Source organism: Nocardia flavorosea NBRC 108225, from assembly GCF_001613385.1.
GTDB classification, from domain to species: Bacteria; Actinomycetota; Actinomycetes; order Mycobacteriales; family Mycobacteriaceae; genus Nocardia; species Nocardia flavorosea.
On the sequence record NZ_BDCG01000015.1, the window covers coordinates 224,441 to 241,625 of the forward strand.

The 17,185-nt window shown below is 64.5% G+C and carries 13 protein-coding genes; 8 read left to right on the top strand and 5 right to left on the bottom strand.

What is annotated here, in order from left to right; translation table 11 throughout:
- Positions 1-21: 21 nt before the first annotated feature.
- On the bottom strand, positions 22-1,488 hold the full coding sequence (eccD, locus tag NFL01S_RS19280) for a type VII secretion integral membrane protein EccD (protein WP_062977227.1): 1,467 nt from the start codon (positions 1,486-1,488) through the stop codon (positions 22-24).
- Between the two features lie 172 nt (positions 1,489-1,660).
- Between eccD and eccCa the strand changes: the two genes are divergently transcribed.
- The 4 genes from eccCa to NFL01S_RS19300 all read left to right on the top strand — a co-directional run bounded on the left by eccCa (position 1,661) and on the right by NFL01S_RS19300 (position 7,938).
- A complete protein-coding gene (gene eccCa, locus NFL01S_RS19285) occupies positions 1,661-5,692 on the top strand; it encodes a type VII secretion protein EccCa (protein ID WP_062977229.1) in 4,032 nt (1,343 codons plus the stop codon).
- Complete coding sequence (locus NFL01S_RS19290; protein ID WP_062977231.1) at positions 5,692-7,128, top strand: type VII secretion-associated protein; 1,437 nt, start codon at positions 5,692-5,694, stop codon at positions 7,126-7,128. Before eccCa ends, NFL01S_RS19290 begins: the two co-directional genes overlap by 1 nt.
- A gap of 131 nt (positions 7,129-7,259) precedes the next feature.
- Positions 7,260-7,595: a WXG100 family type VII secretion target gene (locus NFL01S_RS19295; RefSeq protein ID WP_062977233.1), complete on the top strand. Its 336-nt coding sequence runs from the start codon at positions 7,260-7,262 to the stop codon at positions 7,593-7,595.
- A gap of 37 nt (positions 7,596-7,632) precedes the next feature.
- A complete protein-coding gene (locus NFL01S_RS19300; RefSeq protein WP_062977235.1) occupies positions 7,633-7,938 on the top strand; it encodes a WXG100 family type VII secretion target in 306 nt (101 codons plus the stop codon).
- A 75-nt stretch (positions 7,939-8,013) separates the two neighbouring features.
- Here NFL01S_RS19300 and NFL01S_RS19305 read toward each other — a convergent pair whose 3' ends face one another.
- The 4 genes from NFL01S_RS19305 to NFL01S_RS19320 form a co-directional block, all read right to left on the bottom strand.
- Positions 8,014-9,138, bottom strand: coding sequence for a DUF7373 family lipoprotein (locus NFL01S_RS19305; protein ID WP_218019625.1), 1,125 nt, complete (start codon positions 9,136-9,138; stop codon positions 8,014-8,016).
- A gap of 54 nt (positions 9,139-9,192) precedes the next feature.
- Positions 9,193-10,749: a serine/threonine-protein kinase gene (locus NFL01S_RS19310; RefSeq protein WP_062977240.1), complete on the bottom strand. Its 1,557-nt coding sequence runs from the start codon at positions 10,747-10,749 to the stop codon at positions 9,193-9,195.
- Positions 10,750-10,882: 133 nt separating this feature from the next.
- Positions 10,883-12,127, bottom strand: coding sequence for a DUF7373 family lipoprotein (locus tag NFL01S_RS35610; RefSeq protein ID WP_157116705.1), 1,245 nt, complete (start codon positions 12,125-12,127; stop codon positions 10,883-10,885).
- Positions 12,128-12,130: 3 nt separating this feature from the next.
- The gene (locus NFL01S_RS19320; protein WP_157116707.1) at positions 12,131-13,264 is read right to left on the bottom strand and encodes a DUF7373 family lipoprotein; all 1,134 of its coding nucleotides are present in this window, start codon (positions 13,262-13,264) and stop codon (positions 12,131-12,133) included.
- 345 nt (positions 13,265-13,609) lie between these two features.
- Here NFL01S_RS19320 and NFL01S_RS19325 point away from each other — a divergent pair, with 345 nt between their 5' ends.
- From NFL01S_RS19325 to NFL01S_RS19340, 4 genes are all read left to right on the top strand, one after another.
- A complete protein-coding gene (locus NFL01S_RS19325; RefSeq protein WP_062977246.1) occupies positions 13,610-14,344 on the top strand; it encodes a lytic transglycosylase domain-containing protein in 735 nt (244 codons plus the stop codon).
- 433 nt (positions 14,345-14,777) lie between these two features.
- A complete protein-coding gene (gene eno / locus NFL01S_RS19330; RefSeq protein WP_062977248.1) occupies positions 14,778-16,061 on the top strand; it encodes a phosphopyruvate hydratase in 1,284 nt (427 codons plus the stop codon).
- Positions 16,062-16,069: 8 nt separating this feature from the next.
- A complete protein-coding gene (locus NFL01S_RS19335) occupies positions 16,070-16,663 on the top strand; it encodes an FtsB family cell division protein (RefSeq protein WP_062977250.1) in 594 nt (197 codons plus the stop codon).
- Positions 16,660-17,181 carry a DUF501 domain-containing protein gene (locus NFL01S_RS19340; RefSeq protein ID WP_062977252.1) on the top strand — a complete coding sequence of 174 codons (522 nt, stop codon included), beginning with the start codon at positions 16,660-16,662 and terminating at the stop codon, positions 17,179-17,181. The genes NFL01S_RS19335 and NFL01S_RS19340 overlap by 4 nt, the downstream gene beginning before the upstream one ends.
- The last annotated feature ends 4 nt before the right edge of the window (positions 17,182-17,185 follow it).

Below are 17,185 nucleotides of genomic sequence, written 5' to 3' on the forward strand. Positions count from 1 at the left end.
CCGCGGTGCGGATCCCCCGGCTCACAGCCCGCGGACGAGGGAGTAGAAGTCGGCCACCCAGAAAACGAGCGGCAGTACCGCGGCCACGAAGCCGTATTCGATCAGTTCGGCCGCGCGCCGCATCGGCGGTGTCGCCGACTGGTTGGGGACAATGATGCCGAGGACCAGCGCCGCGATCACCATCACCAGCGCGGCCCCGAACGCCGCCATCGGCAGATCGGCCACGAAGGCCATGGCCGCGAGCATGACCAGCAGGATTGCGGCACCCGCGACGATCAGGATGACGGCCTGTTCCGCGCCGGCGTAGGTGCGGCTGCGGAACATGAGGACTGCCGCGCAGACGAGCGCGAGCGCGATGCCCTGCCAATAGAAGCCGCCGTAGTCGGGATCGGTGGCCACCAGTGCGCCGACCACCGTGACCAGTGCGGTCGCGGTGACCAGCCCGCTCAAATAGGTGCGCGCCCGCATGGATTTCGCATGCAGGATATCGAGGGTGGGCAGGGCGCGATGGTCGTCGGGATCGTCCTCGGTGGGATCGATCGGGGTGCCCGGGGCCGGAACCGGCGGTAGCGGCAGTTTCGCCAGCATCATCGAAATACGCGGCGCCAGCGACAACGCGCCCAGTCCGACGGCCGCCACCACGGCGCCGACCGCTTCGAGCCGCTGCGCGGTGAGCAGGCCGACCAATGCCGAGGGGACCAGGAAGATCGCAACGGTGCCGGCGCCGATGAACACCCCGAGCCCGACACCGGTCACGCGCCAGGCCAGGATCGCGGTGGCCCCGAACAGCGTGGACCCGAGCAGCAGATGCGCCCAGCCGTAGTGGTCCGGGACGATGAGCATGCCACCGGTGAAGGCGAGCGGCAGCGCGCAGCCGCCGAGTACCAGTGCCGTTTTCGGATCCCCGTAGACGCGGCTCAGGATCATCGCTGCCACCACCAGCAGCACGGTCACGCCCAGCGCGATCGCGCCGGTGATCCAGCCGGGCATCGCATCGGGCGCCGCCAGCAGGCCCGTGCAACCCGCCAGCATGGCGAGAACGGCCAGTACCGAGCCGGTGATCCGCGCAGTTTTCGGATTCCAGCCGCGGAAGTGTTCGGCATCGGCGACGGCGACGTTGTACATGATGTCGTCGAACAGGGGAGTGGGTGCAGTGGCCGCGGAGTTCTCCAGCATGAGCAACTCGCCGTCGCGGATACCCTGTTCGCCCAGGCTCAGCGAGTTCGACAGCGGCGGCTGACCGATCCGTGCCAGTACCCAGTCGGCAGGTTCGTACCGTTCGCCCTGATTGTCGAACTCATTGGTGCGGCTGTGCGCGGCGACCATATCGACGACGCTGGGAATGACCAGGGCCACGGGCACATCTACCGGGATGGCCATATCGACCTGTGTGTGTTTGGCCAGAATGGTGACCCTGGTGAGATCCGGTGCGCGGACTATACCCCGCGAGGAATCTTCCTCCATATGGTCGAGTCGCGCATGCGTCACGCTTCCCCCAAGTTTGTTTGCTACCCTGCCGTTTTCACATTCTCCCAGCAGATGGCGCGGGTTGCGTGCCCACGTCGCGGCCAGCAGAATGCAGGTCGAACTGTACGACATGTTCGCGCCTGCCTCTACACTGAGCCCGAACATCGCATTGCCACAAGGGGGATCTCGCTCGATGACCACGGTTCGGTTTCAGAGGCGTGCGCGCCGGGAGGTTCCACGGACCCCGGGCGGCGAAGTGACACTGCAACCGCCCCCCGAGATTCCCCGGGTAACGCCCGGAAACCTGCTGATGAAGCTCATGCCGGTGGTGATGATCATCGGCATGGTCGGGATGATGGCGTTGATGTTCACGCAGGGTGGCGGTATCGCGTCCAACCCGATGTCGCTGATGTTCCCGATGATGATGATGGTCTCGATGATCGGTATGTTCGCCGGTCAGGGCAACGGCAAGGGCGCCAAGGCGGCCGAGGCCAACGAGGACCGCAAAGATTACCTGCGTTATCTCGACCAGGTCCGCAAAGATGTCGACGTGACCGCCACCGAACAGCGGGCCGCGGTCGAATGGAGTCATCCCGAACCCGGTCTGGTCTGGATGCTCGCGGGCACCTCCCGGATGTGGGAACGCCGCCCCAGCGACAAGGACTTCTGTCATGTGCGCATCGGGATCGGTGGCCAGCGGCTGGCCACCCGCCTGGTGGCGCCGGAGACCGGCCCGGTGGAGGAACTCGAACCCATCGCCGCGGTATCGCTGCGGCGTTTCGTCCGGGCCCATTCCACGGTCCCGGATCTGCCGACCGCGGTCGCGGTGAAGGGGTTCGCCACCATCGCGCTCGACGGCGACCGTGCCCAGGCCCGCGATATGGTGCGCGCGATGCTGGTCCAGCTGGCCATGTTCCACGGCCCCGACCAGGTGCTCACCGCGGTGGTCTGCGGGCCCGACACCAGCGCGGAATGGGAATGGACCAAATGGCTGCCGCATACCCAGCATCCGGATGCCCAGGACGGTATCGGCAGTCAGCGCATGTTCTACGGGTCGATCCGGGAGATGATGGCCGGTTTGGCGCCGATCCTGGCCAACCGTGTTCGCTATTCCCGTAATCAGCCCACCAACTCCGCCATGGTGCATGTGGTGATCCTGGTGGACGGCGGTCTGCTCGAAGCCGAGGAAGATCAGCTGCGCGAGGCCGGCTACGAAGGCGTCACAGTCATCGATCTCTGCGGCTACGCTCCGCGGCTCGCCGTATCCCGCGGTATCACGCTCACCATCCGCAACGGCGAATGCCTGGGTCGCGGCGCCACCGGCAACCAGGAACGTTTCGCGATGATCGACCGGCTCAGCCCGGAGCAGGCCCAGCAGGTGGCCCGCCGGCTGGCCCCTTACCGGGCGGCAACCCAGCGCAGCAGCGATGTCGAGGTCACCGAGGGCGAAACCATCGACACCTGGGCCCAGCTCATGGGCCTCGGCGACCTCGGTTCCTTCAACCCGGAGCGCGCCTGGCATCCCCGCTACGGCCGGGAACGCCTGCGGGTGCCGTTCGGTGTCGGCGCCGACGGCCTGCCGGTCGTTCTCGATATCAAGGAAGCCGCCGAATCCGGTATGGGTCCGCACGGCTTGTGCATCGGTGCCACCGGTTCCGGTAAATCGGAGTTCCTGCGCACCCTGGTCCTGAGCCTGCTCGCCACCCATTCACCGGACCAGCTGAACCTGGTCCTGGTCGACTTCAAGGGTGGTGCGACCTTCCTCGGTCTCGACCAGGTCCCACATGTCGCGGCCGTTATCACCAACCTCGAAGAAGAGGCCGACCTCGTCGACCGTATGCGTGACGCCCTGGCCGGTGAGATGAACCGCCGGCAGGAAGTCCTGCGTCAGGCCGGTAACTTCGCCAATGTTTCCGACTACGAGAAAGCTCGCGCCGCCGGCGCCGACCTGGATCCGTTGCCCGCACTGTTCGTCGTGCTCGACGAATTCTCCGAATTGCTCACCCAGCACCCGGATTTCGCGGAACTGTTCGTGATGATCGGCCGGCTGGGCCGCTCGCTGCACGTGCACCTTCTGCTCGCCTCGCAGCGGCTGGAAGAAGGCAAACTGAAAGGTCTCGAATCCCACCTGTCGTACCGGATCGGCCTGAAAACCTTCTCCGCCAACGAATCTCGCCAGGTGCTGGGCGTTCCCGATGCGTACAATCTGCCCGGTGTCCCGGGCGGCGGCTATCTGAAGTCGGATTCGGGCGAGATCCAGCGCTTCCAGGCCTCCTACGTTTCGGGTCCGTATGTGGGTGGCGGTCCGCAGCGCGATATATCGGTCGCCACCAGTGCCGGTGAACTCGATGTCACCGCGCGGCCGTTCCTGGCCAAGCATGTGGAATTCCGTGCCGCGGACCGTGTTCCACTCGCTCCCGAACCCGTCGACGAGCCGGAACCCCTGGTCGAGGACGGCGAGCAGATCTCCAACCTGGGCATGATCGCCGCCCGGATTCGCGGGCACGGTCGCCCCGCGCACGCGATCTGGTTGCCGCCGCTGGACGCCGCCCCGCCGCTCGACCAGCTCAACGAGCGTTCGATTCTCACCGGCGAATACAACGCCGTCGCGAGCCTGCGCGCACCCATCGGTATCGTCGACCGACCGTACGACCAGCGGCGTGATCCGCTGGTCGTAGACCTGTCCGGCGCCCGCGGTAACGTCGCCGTGGTCGGCGGTCCGCAGTCCGGTAAGTCGACGATGTTGCGTGCGCTGATCATGTCGATGTCGATGACCCACACCGCCGAACAGGTGCAGTTCTACTGCCTCGACTTCGGTGGCGGCACCCTCGCCAGCCTCGAGGGGCTACCCCATGTCGGTTCGGTCGCGGCCCGCCTCGACCAGGACAAGGTCCGCCGCACAGTCGCGGAGATGACCACCATCGTGCGCAACCGCGAATTGCGGTTCCGCCAGCTCGGTATCGAATCGATGTCGGAATTCCGCCGCCTGCGTGCCGGCGACCCGGCCGTCAGCCAGGCCGCCGCCGGCGCCCACGAGGACCCCTTCGGCGACGCCTTCCTGGTGATCGACGGTTACGGCTCCATCCGCCAGGATTTCGAGCCCCTCGAACAGGCCATCATGAACCTCGCCGTCCAGGGCCTCTCCTACGGTGTGCACGTGGTGATCGCCCTGTCCCGCTGGATGGAGGCCCGCCCCCAGCTCAAGGACCAGATCGGCACCCGCCTCGAACTGCGCCTCGGCGATCCGGCCGACTCCGAATTCGGCCGTAAGGTCGCCGCATTGGTCCCGCAGGGCCGCCCGGGTCGCGGTATGACCCCGGAGAGCCTGCATATGATCACCGCGCTCCCACGGGTCGACGGTTCGTCCGACCCCGAGGACATCAGCCGCGGTGTCGCCGATGCCGTCGCCCGGCTACAGCAGGCGACGCCGGGTCGCCCGGCGCCCCAGGTCCGCATGCTGCCCGAACAGCTCGACCGCGAGCAGTTCGTCCGCGCTATCGGCCCCTGGCAGGGCTCGCCGGACCGGCGCAATGCCGCGATTCCGATCGGTATCAACGAATCCGAGCTGGCTCCGGTTTTCCTCAACTTCGACGAGAATCCGCATTTCCTCATCTTCGGCGACACCGAATGCGGGAAGTCGACCCTGCTACGCAATATCGTCAGCGGGATCATCGAATCCAATGCGCAGAACCAAGCTGCGCTGATCCTCGTGGATTTCCGGCGCACCATGCTGGGTGCATTCCCACAGGAGCGTCTGGCCGCCTACGCGACCGGTGCCGAGGGCCTGAAGACCAATATGCGCGACCTCGCGGGACTCTTGCAGACCCGGCTGCCCGGCCCGAACATCACGCCGCAGGAACTGCGGGAACGCTCCTGGTGGACCGGCCCGGACCTGTATGTGGTCGTCGACGACTACGACCTGGTTGCCAGCGGGTCCGGCGGTAATCCCATCGCGCAGATCGTGGACTACCTGGCACATGCCAAGGATATCGGCCTGCATCTGATCATCGCGCGGCGTTCCGGTGGCGCGGGCCGCGCCATGTACGAAGCGGTTATCTCACGGATGCGGGATCTGGCCACGCCCGGCCTCGTCATGAGCGGTAGCCGAGAAGAAGGCAACTTGATGGGCAATGTGCGCCCGAGCGCGATGCCGCCCGGCCGGGGAACCCTGGCGGGCCGCTCCGGTGCCGAGCTCATCCAGACCTCATGGATGCCGGGCCTGTAATGCCCGCCGTCGAGATCGCGCTGACCGAAACCCGGCTGTGGGCATGGAGTGCGAACACCCACGCCGACTTCGTGCCCTCGGTCGTCCCGGGCAGCGACGGTCGCACTCTCGTGGTCGGCGAGCCACTGGCACCGCCGTCCATCGCGGTATCGCCCGCACAGCTCATCACCGCTGACCGCATCGCCTACGACCCGGGGATGCCGAAACCGGTGGACGCCCTGGCCACCGTTTTCGGCCACACCCTCACCCAACTGCGTATCAATTCACCCTGCGAGCGTTTGACGGTGGTGCACCCCAGCGAATGGGATCCGCACCGCCTGACCGTCCTGCAGTCCGCGGCGACCCGGCATGCCGGCCGAGTAGAACTGCAGCCCGCGGCTCTGCGTGCCGTGATCGCGACCCAGCGGATCCGGGACGTGCGCACCGTGGTCCTGGAATTCGGTCCGTTGTCGACCACCGCGTCGACGGTCGTGCCGAGCGACAGTGGCCCGCGGCTCGAATTCTGTGAGCACGAACCACTTCTGGCCGCGGTAGAGATCAGTGGCGACGAGTACGGCCGCACCTCCTTCCGTTCGATGATCGAACGCCTGATCCATGGCTGCCAGGTCGATTCCGTGGTCATCGTCGGCCGGACGGACGCCGATTTCCTCGATCTCGTCGCCGAGGTGATCGGCGAACTGTGCCGTGCCGAGCTACTCGTTCTCGGCGGCGCCGACCTGGTTCGGGCCCGCAATACCGATCCCATCGATCAGCGGCCCAGCCTCCCACCGGCCGCCGCCGACGCCGAATGGCTGCAACCGCTGCGCGAACGAGCGGCCGCCACCAGGCCACCCCGCTCGAAAACTCCGCTCTACGTCGGCGCCGCAGCGGTAATGGCGCTGGCGGTCCTGGTAGCCGGCGGTGTCTTCCTCGGGATGTCCACGGGCGGAGATTCCGAAGCAGTAGCTTCCACCCCGACGACTACCGGTGTGCCCGCCGCTCCCACGGATCCGGAAGAACCCGGCTCGGGCTCTATGACCGTGGGGCCGGTGATGTTCGCCGTCCCCGACGGCTGGCGCGTAACCGACCCTGCCACTGCCTCCGCCGATCGCGTCGTGCTGGAGCCCACCGAGGGACCGAAGGCTCGCATCACGGTTGTCCAGGAGCAGTTGCGGGTCCCCGGCGCCGGCTACGAACAGGTCGCCGCCGACCTCGAAGCCAAAAGGGTCGCTGCCGCAGCGGGTTTGTACTCTCCGATCCGCCGCGACGTGGTCTTCGGAGGCCGTTCCGGACTCGCCTATTCCGAGCATCCGGAGGGCGGATCCATCGTTGACTGGCATGTTATCGTCGAGCACAGCATCCAGATCAGCATCGGATGCCAGTATCAGACAGGGGGGCAGGACTCGATTACACCTATCTGTGAAGACCTCGCGTCCTCGCTGGACATCATCCGATGACACCGGCCGGGATTTTTCCGAAATTCGTTGGAACCGATTGGGCGGGGACTCCGTCCAATCATCATGAAGGCAAGTTCGGACCGTTTGCGGACGCAGGGGGTCCGGATCCGAACTCGTAACGAGGAGGAATCATGTCGGTAGTTGCCGATTTGGCCGCAATGGAGACTGCTGCCAAGCATGTCGAGACCGTGAACGGGCAGATGCAGACCGAGATCGCCAGGGTCCGTGACATTGTCGCCGGCTCGCAAGGCAACTGGGTTGGTGCGGCCGCCGGTGCCTTCATCAAGATCATGGCGGATTATGACCAGAAAGCACGTCAGCTGAGCGATGTGCTGGCCGAAATCGCTGTTCAGATCCGGGAGAACGGCCGGGGCTACGACGCACAGGAACAGGCGAACTTGGCGGCCATGAACGCTGCGGGCGCCTCTGGGGATCTCGGTGACTCGGCATCCAGCCTGAATATCTGAACCCAGCCCGGCTACCACACTGTCTCAAGGAGTATCAATGTCAGAAGTAAAGTACTCGTCGGAGCAGCTGCACGCGATGTCCGACGACCTCGTTGCCGCGAAAGGTCGTTTGGCTGAAGCGCATCAAGAACTGCAGGGGTACGTCAATGGTCTGGTTTCGCAGTGGGAATCCGGCGCCAGGGATGCCTATATGGACAAGCAGCGGCGGTGGGACGATGCCATCCAGAGTCCTGACCAGACCACTGGCCTGCTCCCCATTATTCAGGCTGTCGCAAAGGTAGTTAAAGACGGTGCCGTCGATATGGCGACAACCGATGCGCAGAATGCTGCGAAGTGGATGTGACACCGATCCGGTGAGAATTCTGCGCCCCAAGCGAAAATGCTTGGGGCGCAGATGTTTCTGTCGCTATAGGCCCGATCAAGGCACCTTGGCGAGAAGGAGGTACTGAGCGGCCACTTGCTGATGTAAATCCTGGATCTGATTGGAGCCATCTATGATCGCGACGTACCGATTGCTCGTGAAGATGCAGGATAGAGAGCTGGTGCTCTCAGGGTCATCGGTGCAGTGAGCTGCGGGCATTCCGGGCGGAGAGTCGACCGGTTGTTGCGCGGCGTTGAGCTGAGATACGAAGTATGCCTTCAAACGCTCGGCTGCCGCCGGGTCGGCAGTTCGGTAGATCCGGGCACCACCGTGCACAGCAAGATCGACGCCGGAGTCCTCGAGCGCCCGCTTTGCCAGATCGGGTCGCTGGAGGAAGTTCAGTAAAGAAGAAGGATCGAGAACCATTTCGGCAACAGGTTCGGATCCGGGTAGTGCGAACGCCAGGATTCCGTCCCTGTCGACGGGGAGTTGGCCGAGTTCATCGACCGGCGTCGGCTTGTATTCTCCAAGCGCCGAAAATAGATTATCCAACACAGTTTTGACTTCCGCGGCCAACCCGGTGGTATCGGGTGGGATATCGACACCGGCTCCGATGTAGGTCTCGACCATAAGGTTTCCCTGCGTGACCCAGACATTCAGGGAGCCGAACTCGCTGACCTGTCCGATGGCGGTGGGATGGCCGGGTATGCCGATTGTACCGACGGGCGGGGAGCTTCCATGCAAAGCCATGTCGGAGAGGAACTCCGCTGCATGGGTTGCCTGCTTCGGCTCAGCGAAGGCCATGATGGCAAGTTCGATGGTTCTGCCCAGCGAACTCTCTTCGCGACGCTGCCCTACCGTCTCCCACCCGGCGACCAAACCCGGTACTGCCACGTGAAAGTCTTGGTCTTGGATCCTCGGGGGATGCAGAGGGGTGAGCACCTTCGTTCGGTATACGACCGGGTTGAACACCAGTCGAGGGTTGGTTTCCATGATCAGGGGCACATGTTGCCCCAGGCGAAGGCTTTCCTGGACATCGACGTTCTCAGGAGTACGGACCTCTTCGGATGTCCGCGGATTTGTCCGGTAATTCCCTGGCTGCAGAGCCGAGATGTCCGGGCCGGAATCGGATTGTGATTCAGGTCCGCCGCAGCTCATCGACGCTATCAGTGCAATCGGCACCAGCACTCCGAGACTCAACCTGCTCGATATACGCATATCGTCCTCCCCGCGCGATCAGAGAACTCGTGAGATGGCTGGCACCATCTCGTTCACGAGAGTCCCGGGTGACTGGTCGGTCCAAACTTGGAATGCTTGTACAGTCGCGATATCGTCGATAACGACGATTTTCGCGGTGGAGTTCAGGAATTTCAGCGGGAGGCCGCCCAGCCCCCCGTTTCCCGCCTCGCTATCGGATCGCCCGACAATGACCACATCCACTAGTTCTGGAAGTGAGAAGTCGGTCGGGGAAAGGTCCCGAGGTGATTTCTCGTTCCGTAGTGGTAGATAAGAATCGCTGTACCGGAATCCGATGTCGCGAAGGAAGTTCGCTTGTGGCGAGCCATCCAGCGCTACCGAAAACAGCGAGTTGCCGAAATTGAACGCGGCGACTGTCTTGCCCGCGAATTCGGGATGTTCCGAGCGGACCTGGGCCAGGTCGGGACCGACTGACGATCCGGACCCGCCTGCGGTAACTGCGTATATCCCCGCGACGATCGCGAGGACCGCAACGAGTGCTGAGGCGCCCGCGATCAGTAGCTTTCGTCGCTTTGCCCCGCCTCGGGTCGGCCCGTGTGCCGCCACGCTGAAACCGTCACGAGGCCAGGTGACGACCGAAGCTCGATCACGCTGGGTGACAGCTGTCGCCATCTGTGGGTGTGAATCCGGCGGAGCCAGCGGGTTGCCAGGGACACTCGGATACCCTCCGGTGGGTGCCTGAAACCGGCGCTGGCCGTACAGTGCGGACTCCGCGTCGGCGACGAAATCGCGGCAACTGCTGTAGCGGTCTGCAGGATTCTTCGCGAGCACCCTGGCGAATACCCCGTCCAGGGCTACCGGCAGGTCACGACGAAGGGCTGAGATCTGTGGCGGAGGCTCGTTGATATGCCCCATCATTACCATGGCAGGCACCGTCGACGGATATGGATTCTGGCCCACCAGTAGCCTGAAGAAAGAGCATCCGAGGCTGTAGATGTCGGAACGGTGGTCGATCTGCCGACCGAGAAGCTGCTCCGGTGACGCGTAGGCGATCGTGGCCATGAACTTGCCGGTGCCAGTAAGATCCTGACCGTCCTCCACCGATTTGGCCACACCGAAATCAGTGAGCAACACCCGTTCTTCGTCGTCATCCTGTGAGTTGGACAGGAGGAAGTTGGCCGGTTTGACATCGCGGTGCAACAGTCGTCGTCGATGCGCGTAGTCGAGTCCTTTGCCGACTTCGGCAATGATTCGGAGTGCCCGCTGGACGGGCATCGCGGTATGTCCCTTTTGGGCTTCTTCTGATGCGTCGGTTCCGGGGACGAACTTCATCGCGATCCAGAGCAGCCCCTGCTCTTCTCCGCGGTTGTACACCGGAACGATGTTCGGATGGTCGAGACCTGCGGCAAGACTGCCCTCGCGCTCGAACCGAGCGCGAAACTCGGGGTCGCTCGAGAGCTCCGCGTTCAATACTTTGATGGCGTCCTGGCGCGGCAGGCTCGGGTGCTGGCCGAGATATACCGCGCCCATTCCGCCGCTACCGAGCACGCGCTCGATGCGGTAGCCGCCGATAACGGCACCGGGCGGCAAGGCCATTTGCTCCTCCTATGGGTACGGCTGCGAGTCGATTACCGGCGTGATCTCGTGCTCAGATACGCGGCCCATGGCTTGCGCCGCACAACGGTCGAATACCGGTGGCACAGTGAACGTGTACTGACGCCGGTTTCTATCATCGGCTATTCGCCAGGATCGAGTACTGGGCGGCCGTAGCCTGGTATAGCTCGGGCGCCGGAAGCTTGCCGATACCGTGGTAGTCGATCGAAGCGACGAAGCGGTCGTAAACGACAACACAGTAGAAAGAGTCGTGAGTCGTATTCGAAACTTCCCGGTGCAGGCAGCGTGCGTCGGTGATTCCGGGTGGACCAGCTATCACGTCGTCGTATCTTCCCGCCCTGGTCAATGCAGTCTGCAACGCGAATGCTTCTTTCGCGCCGGCAGTCCTGTAGACAGTGGCCTCGTTCCTGGCCACCAGATCCACCCCGTACGGGGAGTAATCGTGCACGGCCGCTGCGTCCAGTTCAATGTTCAGGTATGCCGTCGGCGAGTAGGCGCCGACTAGACCGGTAAATGCCGCGTTGCCGAGGTATTCGGAAGGGAGGGTAGTGCTCAGGATTCCGTCGGGATCGGTGGGGAGGTCCAGGATATCGTCCGGGGGAGTGGCGGTGAGTCCTCGAAGCGCGTCGAGTTGGAGATCGAGGATCTTGGTCATCCGTCCCGTCATCTGTCCGGATTGTTCTGCCGGTGCAGTTATCGAGACGTAGACGACAAATGATCCGCTGGCAGCCACTAGTTGCCCGTTGTCCCTGCTGGGCATCAAGGCGGCGTATGTATCGGCATAGCCGGGGAGATTCAGCATTTCCCGACCGGGTACTTCAGTATCGGTGGCTCGGCTGTATTCGGCGGCCGCCGCACGCGCAGAATCTGGGTTGGGAAAGCTCATTACAGCGATGGCTGTGCGTTTTTCATTTCTGGCACTGTTGTTCCATCGTGCGGTAGCGGCGCCTGCGATGAGGAAATTCTTATCCGAAACGGGTTTGAACTCCTCGGGAAGTGGTCCCGTTCCTCCATCGAAATCGCTGCCCAAGAGGTGGGAGCCCCAGAGGAGGTTCGTTTCCCATAGGTAACGGAGATCCGGATCGGCCTCGTACGGCGATACAAGGTATCCTAGAATCCTGCGAGATTCCAATGAGTAGACGTCGGCTGCACTGTCGATCTTCATTGTGAAATCTGTCGGCTCGGTCGGAAAGAGTCCCACGTCGAGCCTATCCAGCGCAACCGGGGTCATGCCGGGTTCCGGATGGCCCGCTACTGCCTGGGTGCATGCGGCTGTGGTGGCAGCCAGAATCGTTGTGAACAGCGCGAGTAGTACTCGTGTGCGGATGGCAACGGTTCGGCCGACGTCGATTTTCCTCATATTTCACCCCCAGCCCGCGATCAGGGCGTACTGGGCCGCGGTCTTCTGGTGCAAATCCTGAACCTGAGCACCTTCGATCTGGGCGAAGTACCTGCCGGTTTGGAGAATGCAGAAGTTGGACTGGGTCTCGTACTGCTCTGTTTTTCTCGTGAAACACTCGACTTTGCCGTCTTCGATACCGGCCGGAGAAGCGAGCGGCTCGACGTCAGTGGAGGCAACGCTTTCCGGGCGAAGTGTTTCCCAGAGTGCCTCGGCGCCCGTTGCCGATTTACTACGCATCACCACGGTTTCGGCAAGGGCGATCTCGGTGACCTGCCCCTCATCGAGGAAGTCCAAACTTGTCAAACCGCTGAGTTCGGACAATGCGCCGCGTCCGTGGAAAACGACCGATGGGCCGAATGCTGCTATCTCCTGGTCACTTCTGGGAAGGGACAGTGCAAGCACACCATCCGGGTCGAGTTGAATATTCGGCAGCTGATCCGCCCGCGTGGGTTCGAACTGATCGAGCAAGGGGGTCTGTACAGCGAGTAGGGATTCGGTCTTCTGGATCATGGTAGGGAGGCCGGCTTTTTCGGTGAAGTCCTCGTACTTGATGAAAACGACATAACGGTCATAGCTGGTCCAGCTGCCCAGTGACGCGATGCCCGGTCGCCAGTGTGCTTTCGCCTGTGGATAGTTGGGCAGTTGTACCGGCCGGTTGTCGGTGGTGAAGGTGAAGTCATCGTGTTCCAAGCCGGTGGCCACGGTTTCCGCTGTCGGTGCGTCCGGAAACATCAAGACCGCGATGCTCAGGTCCTGCGTGGTGTTCGGCTCACCGGCCACCCCTTCGGTCTCCCAGGTATGTACCCAACCGGCGATGAGGTCGGCCGCGACCTCATCGAATGTGTCACTGATGACAAGCGAATCCATGTCCCGACGGTCCATGACGACCGGACCGCCGCCCATGGTCTCGCGTTGCGCGAACGCCGGGTCGGCTTCGAAGGGGATGGCAACATAGTCGCCGAGCCGTTGGCTCTCGCGGTATCGAGCGGTCTCTTCGTCCCCGGCTGTTCCATACTCGATCGGTTCCGTGGGGTAGTTGCCCACGTTCAGCCCGGAGAGGTCGGGCTTTACTCGCACCGCTTCCCCCTCGACCACCGATCCGCACCCCGCGACTCCGGCCAGCAGAGCGTTCGCTGCCAGCGTGGCAAGGAATCTGCGCAGCACGACAGTCTTCGGTCGGTGCATAGCGGCCCCCTTACGATTGCAATCTCGCGGAATCGTACTGCACGTGCTGGCGCCTGAGCGCAGCAAGTGTTGAGTGGTCGGCGTTGACCAGCGCTCATGTAGATAGTTGTTAGCCAACGCTTCTGGTGGCGAGTGCCGGGGCCCGGTGGCGGTTGGGTCGGCTTGCGGGGGATGCCGGTCGTAGCGGATCGTGTTCGGGGTGCGGTTCACCACAGATTTGCCTGGTGAACAGGTTGCGGCTCCCGGATCTGGATGATGGATGGTGTGCGTTCCCGCAGGTACGGCGTTATCGCCGCTTCGATCGTCGCGTTGTTTCTCACCGGGTGTGGGGTGGGTGAGGAACTCGTGCCCATTCCCGAGGGGACCCCACCCGGCCCCGGGGCGCCGGTGCCGGTGATCGATATCGATGCCCCCGGCCGGACTGCGGCGTTGTTGAACGGGTGGGCTTCGGAGCATGCGGATCGGCTGGAGATACCGGTGGCCGCGTTGGAGGCCTATGGGTATGCGGCGGTGGTGATGGCGAGGTCGCGCCCCGACTGTGGGGTTGCATGGACGACGTTGGCGGGGATCGGGAGTGTGGAGAGTGATCACGGCCGGCATCGCGGTGCCGAGGTGGGGGTGGATGGGCTGGTGCAGCCGGGGATCATCGGGATTGCGCTGGACGGGTCGCCGGGGGTGGCGGAGATCAGGGATACCGATGGTGGCCGGTTCGATGGGGATACGGTTTTCGATCGGGCGGTCGGGCCGATGCAGTTCATTCCGGAGACCTGGCGGAAGTGGGGGGTGGATGCCAATGGGGACGGGGTGGCCGATCCGCACAGTATCGACGATGCGGCGTTGACCGCTGCCCGGTATCTGTGTGTCAGCGGCGGGGATCTGCTGTCCGCGGAGGGGTGGAGCCGGGCGCTGTTCACCTACAACCGATCGGAGAGCTATATGGAACTCGTCCGTGACCGTGCCGCCGCCTACAGCGTGGGTCGCCGGGTTTGACAGCGTGTCGGATCACCGGCGGGTTATCGGACACCGCTTTTCTCAGGCGTCGTCGATTCACACCCCGATCGGGAAGTGAAGCTCTGTTCCCGCGTCTACAGGGACGGTTTCAGCGGCACCCACAGGGGCCTGTCAGCGCCTCCTTGTCGGCGGGCATCGGTGCCCCGGCCATCTACGGTGGGGGCCGGGGATCGTGAAACGCCGCGATGGCTTGTTGTCACAGGCGTCGAGGTCGGCTGCGGAGTCGAGGTCGCGGTCCCGCCCGACGCCGGAAACCGGCGTTGCGCTGGTGTGCCGGGGTACCGCAGCGTTTGCCGAGCTCGGTGCGGTGCGGGGCGGCGGATGGACTGAGCGTGAGCGGGCCCATTAGGCTCGCAAGCGCACGGCTCTTCCCTGATCACACCGTGCCGACAGCCGAAGGAGTGTTGTTTTCGTGGCCATCATCGAACAGGTCGGAGCTCGCGAGATCCTGGATTCGCGCGGTAACCCCACCGTCGAAGTCGAGATCGCCCTCGACGACGGCACCCTGACCCGGGCCGCGGTGCCGTCGGGTGCGTCCACCGGTGAGCACGAGGCCGTGGAACTGCGGGACGGCGGGGAGCGTTACCTCGGCAAGGGGGTGCAGAAGGCGGTCGAGGGTGTTCTGGACGAGATCGCGCCGGCGGTGATCGGGCTGGACGCTGTCGAGCAGCGGACCGTCGATCAGGCGCTGCTGGATCTGGATGGCACCCCGGACAAGTCCCGGTTGGGTGCGAACGCGCTGCTGGGTGTGTCGCTGGCGGTGGCGCGGGCGGCGGCCGAGTCGTCGGGGCTGGAACTGTTCCGTTATCTCGGTGGGCCGAACGCGCATGTGCTGCCGGTGCCGATGATGAACATCCTCAACGGTGGCGCGCACGCGGACACCGGGGTGGATGTGCAGGAGTTCATGGTGGCGCCGATCGGGGCGCCGACGTTCAAGGAATCGCTGCGCTGGGGCGCGGAGGTCTATCACGCGCTGAAAGCGGTGCTGAAGGAGAAGGGGCTGGCCACCGGGCTGGGCGACGAGGGCGGGTTCGCTCCGGATGTCGCCGGCACCCGGGAAGCGCTGGACCTGATCAGTGTCGCGGTCGGTAAGACCGGGCTGAAACTGGGCCGGGATGTGGCGCTGGCGCTCGACGTCGCGGCGACCGAGTTCTACTTCAACGGTGCCTACCAGTTCGAGGGTTCGGCACGCACCGCCGCCGAGATGGCGAAGTTCTACACCGAACTGCGCGCCGCGTACCCGCTGGTGTCCATCGAGGACCCGCTGTCGGAGGACGACTGGGAGGGCTGGGTCGCGCTCACCGACGAGATCGGCGACAAGGTGCAGCTGGTCGGTGACGACCTGTTCGTCACCAACCCGGAACGGCTCGAGGACGGTATCGCCAAGGGCGCCGCGAACGCGCTGCTGGTGAAGGTGAACCAGATCGGCACGCTCACCGAGACCCTGGATGCCGTAGAACTCGCGCATCGCAACGGGTACAAGACCATGATGTCGCACCGGTCGGGTGAAACCGAGGACACCACCATCGCGGATCTGGCCGTCGCCGTCGGCAGCGGGCAGATCAAGACGGGTGCGCCGGCGCGCAGTGAGCGGGTGGCGAAGTACAACCAGCTGCTGCGGATCGAGGATGCGCTCGGCGATTCGGCCCGTTACGCCGGCGATGTCGCCTTCCCCCGGTTCACGTTCGAGGACTGAGCACGACGATGACGGAGCGGCGTGCGCGCGGGACCAGCCCGGCCGGGCGGGGTAACCGGCGCACGTCGCGTGCGCCGTCGCGGCGGCCCGCAGCCGCTGTGCACGGCGGTGCCGAACGGGTACGGCGCACCACCCGCCGGTCCCGTAGCCGCGCCGCGGGTGCCCGGGACTGGTCGGAACGGACCATCCTCGGGCTTTCCGCCGGTAAGGCGATCATTCTGGCGATGGTGGTATGTGCGCTGGCCATGACCCTGGCGGTGCCCATGCGCACCTATTTCACGCAGCGTTCGGAAGCGGCGCAGCTGGCAGCCGAACGCCGGACGCTCGAGGCCGATATCGCCGTCCTGAAGGATCGCCGGGCGCAGCAGGAGGATCCGGCCTATATCCGGTCCGAGGCGCGGGACCGGTTGCGGCTGGTGATGCCGGGGGAGACGCCTTATATCGTGCAGGTTCCGGGTATCGAGGTGCCCGCCATCCCCGATCCACAGGCGCCGCGCGACGTTCCCGACCCGTGGTACACCGACCTGTGGCGCAGTATTTCCGAACACCCGCCCGTCGAAGAATCGGCCCCACCCGCGCCGCAGCCGGAAGGAAACAGGTGAGCACACCCGACGACCGAGATCTGCAGATCGTCGCCGAACAACTGGGCCGCGCCCCGCGCGGGGTGCTCGCCATCGCCTACCGGACACCCGACGGTGTACCCGCGGTGGTGAAGACCGCGCCGAAACTGCCCGACGGGACTCCCTTCCCGACGCTGTACTACCTGACCGATCCGCGGCTCACGGCCGAGGCCAGCCGGTTGGAGTCCGCGGGTGTGATGAAGGGGATGACCGAACGCTTGGGCCACGATCCCGAGCTGGCCGCCGCCTACCGGGCCGCGCACGAGAGTTATCTGGCCGAGCGCGACGAGATCGAGCCGCTGGGCACCGATTTCAGTGGCGGCGGCATGCCGGACCGGGTGAAATGCCTGCACGTGCTGATCGCGCACGCGCTGGCCAAGGGGCCGGGAGTGAATCCGCTCGGTGACGAAGCGGTGGCGCTGGCGGCCGAGAACGGTTTGCGCGGGACCGCTGTCCCGGCGGACTGGCCGCAGTACTCGCCGCCGGAAGACGAGTCATGAGGCG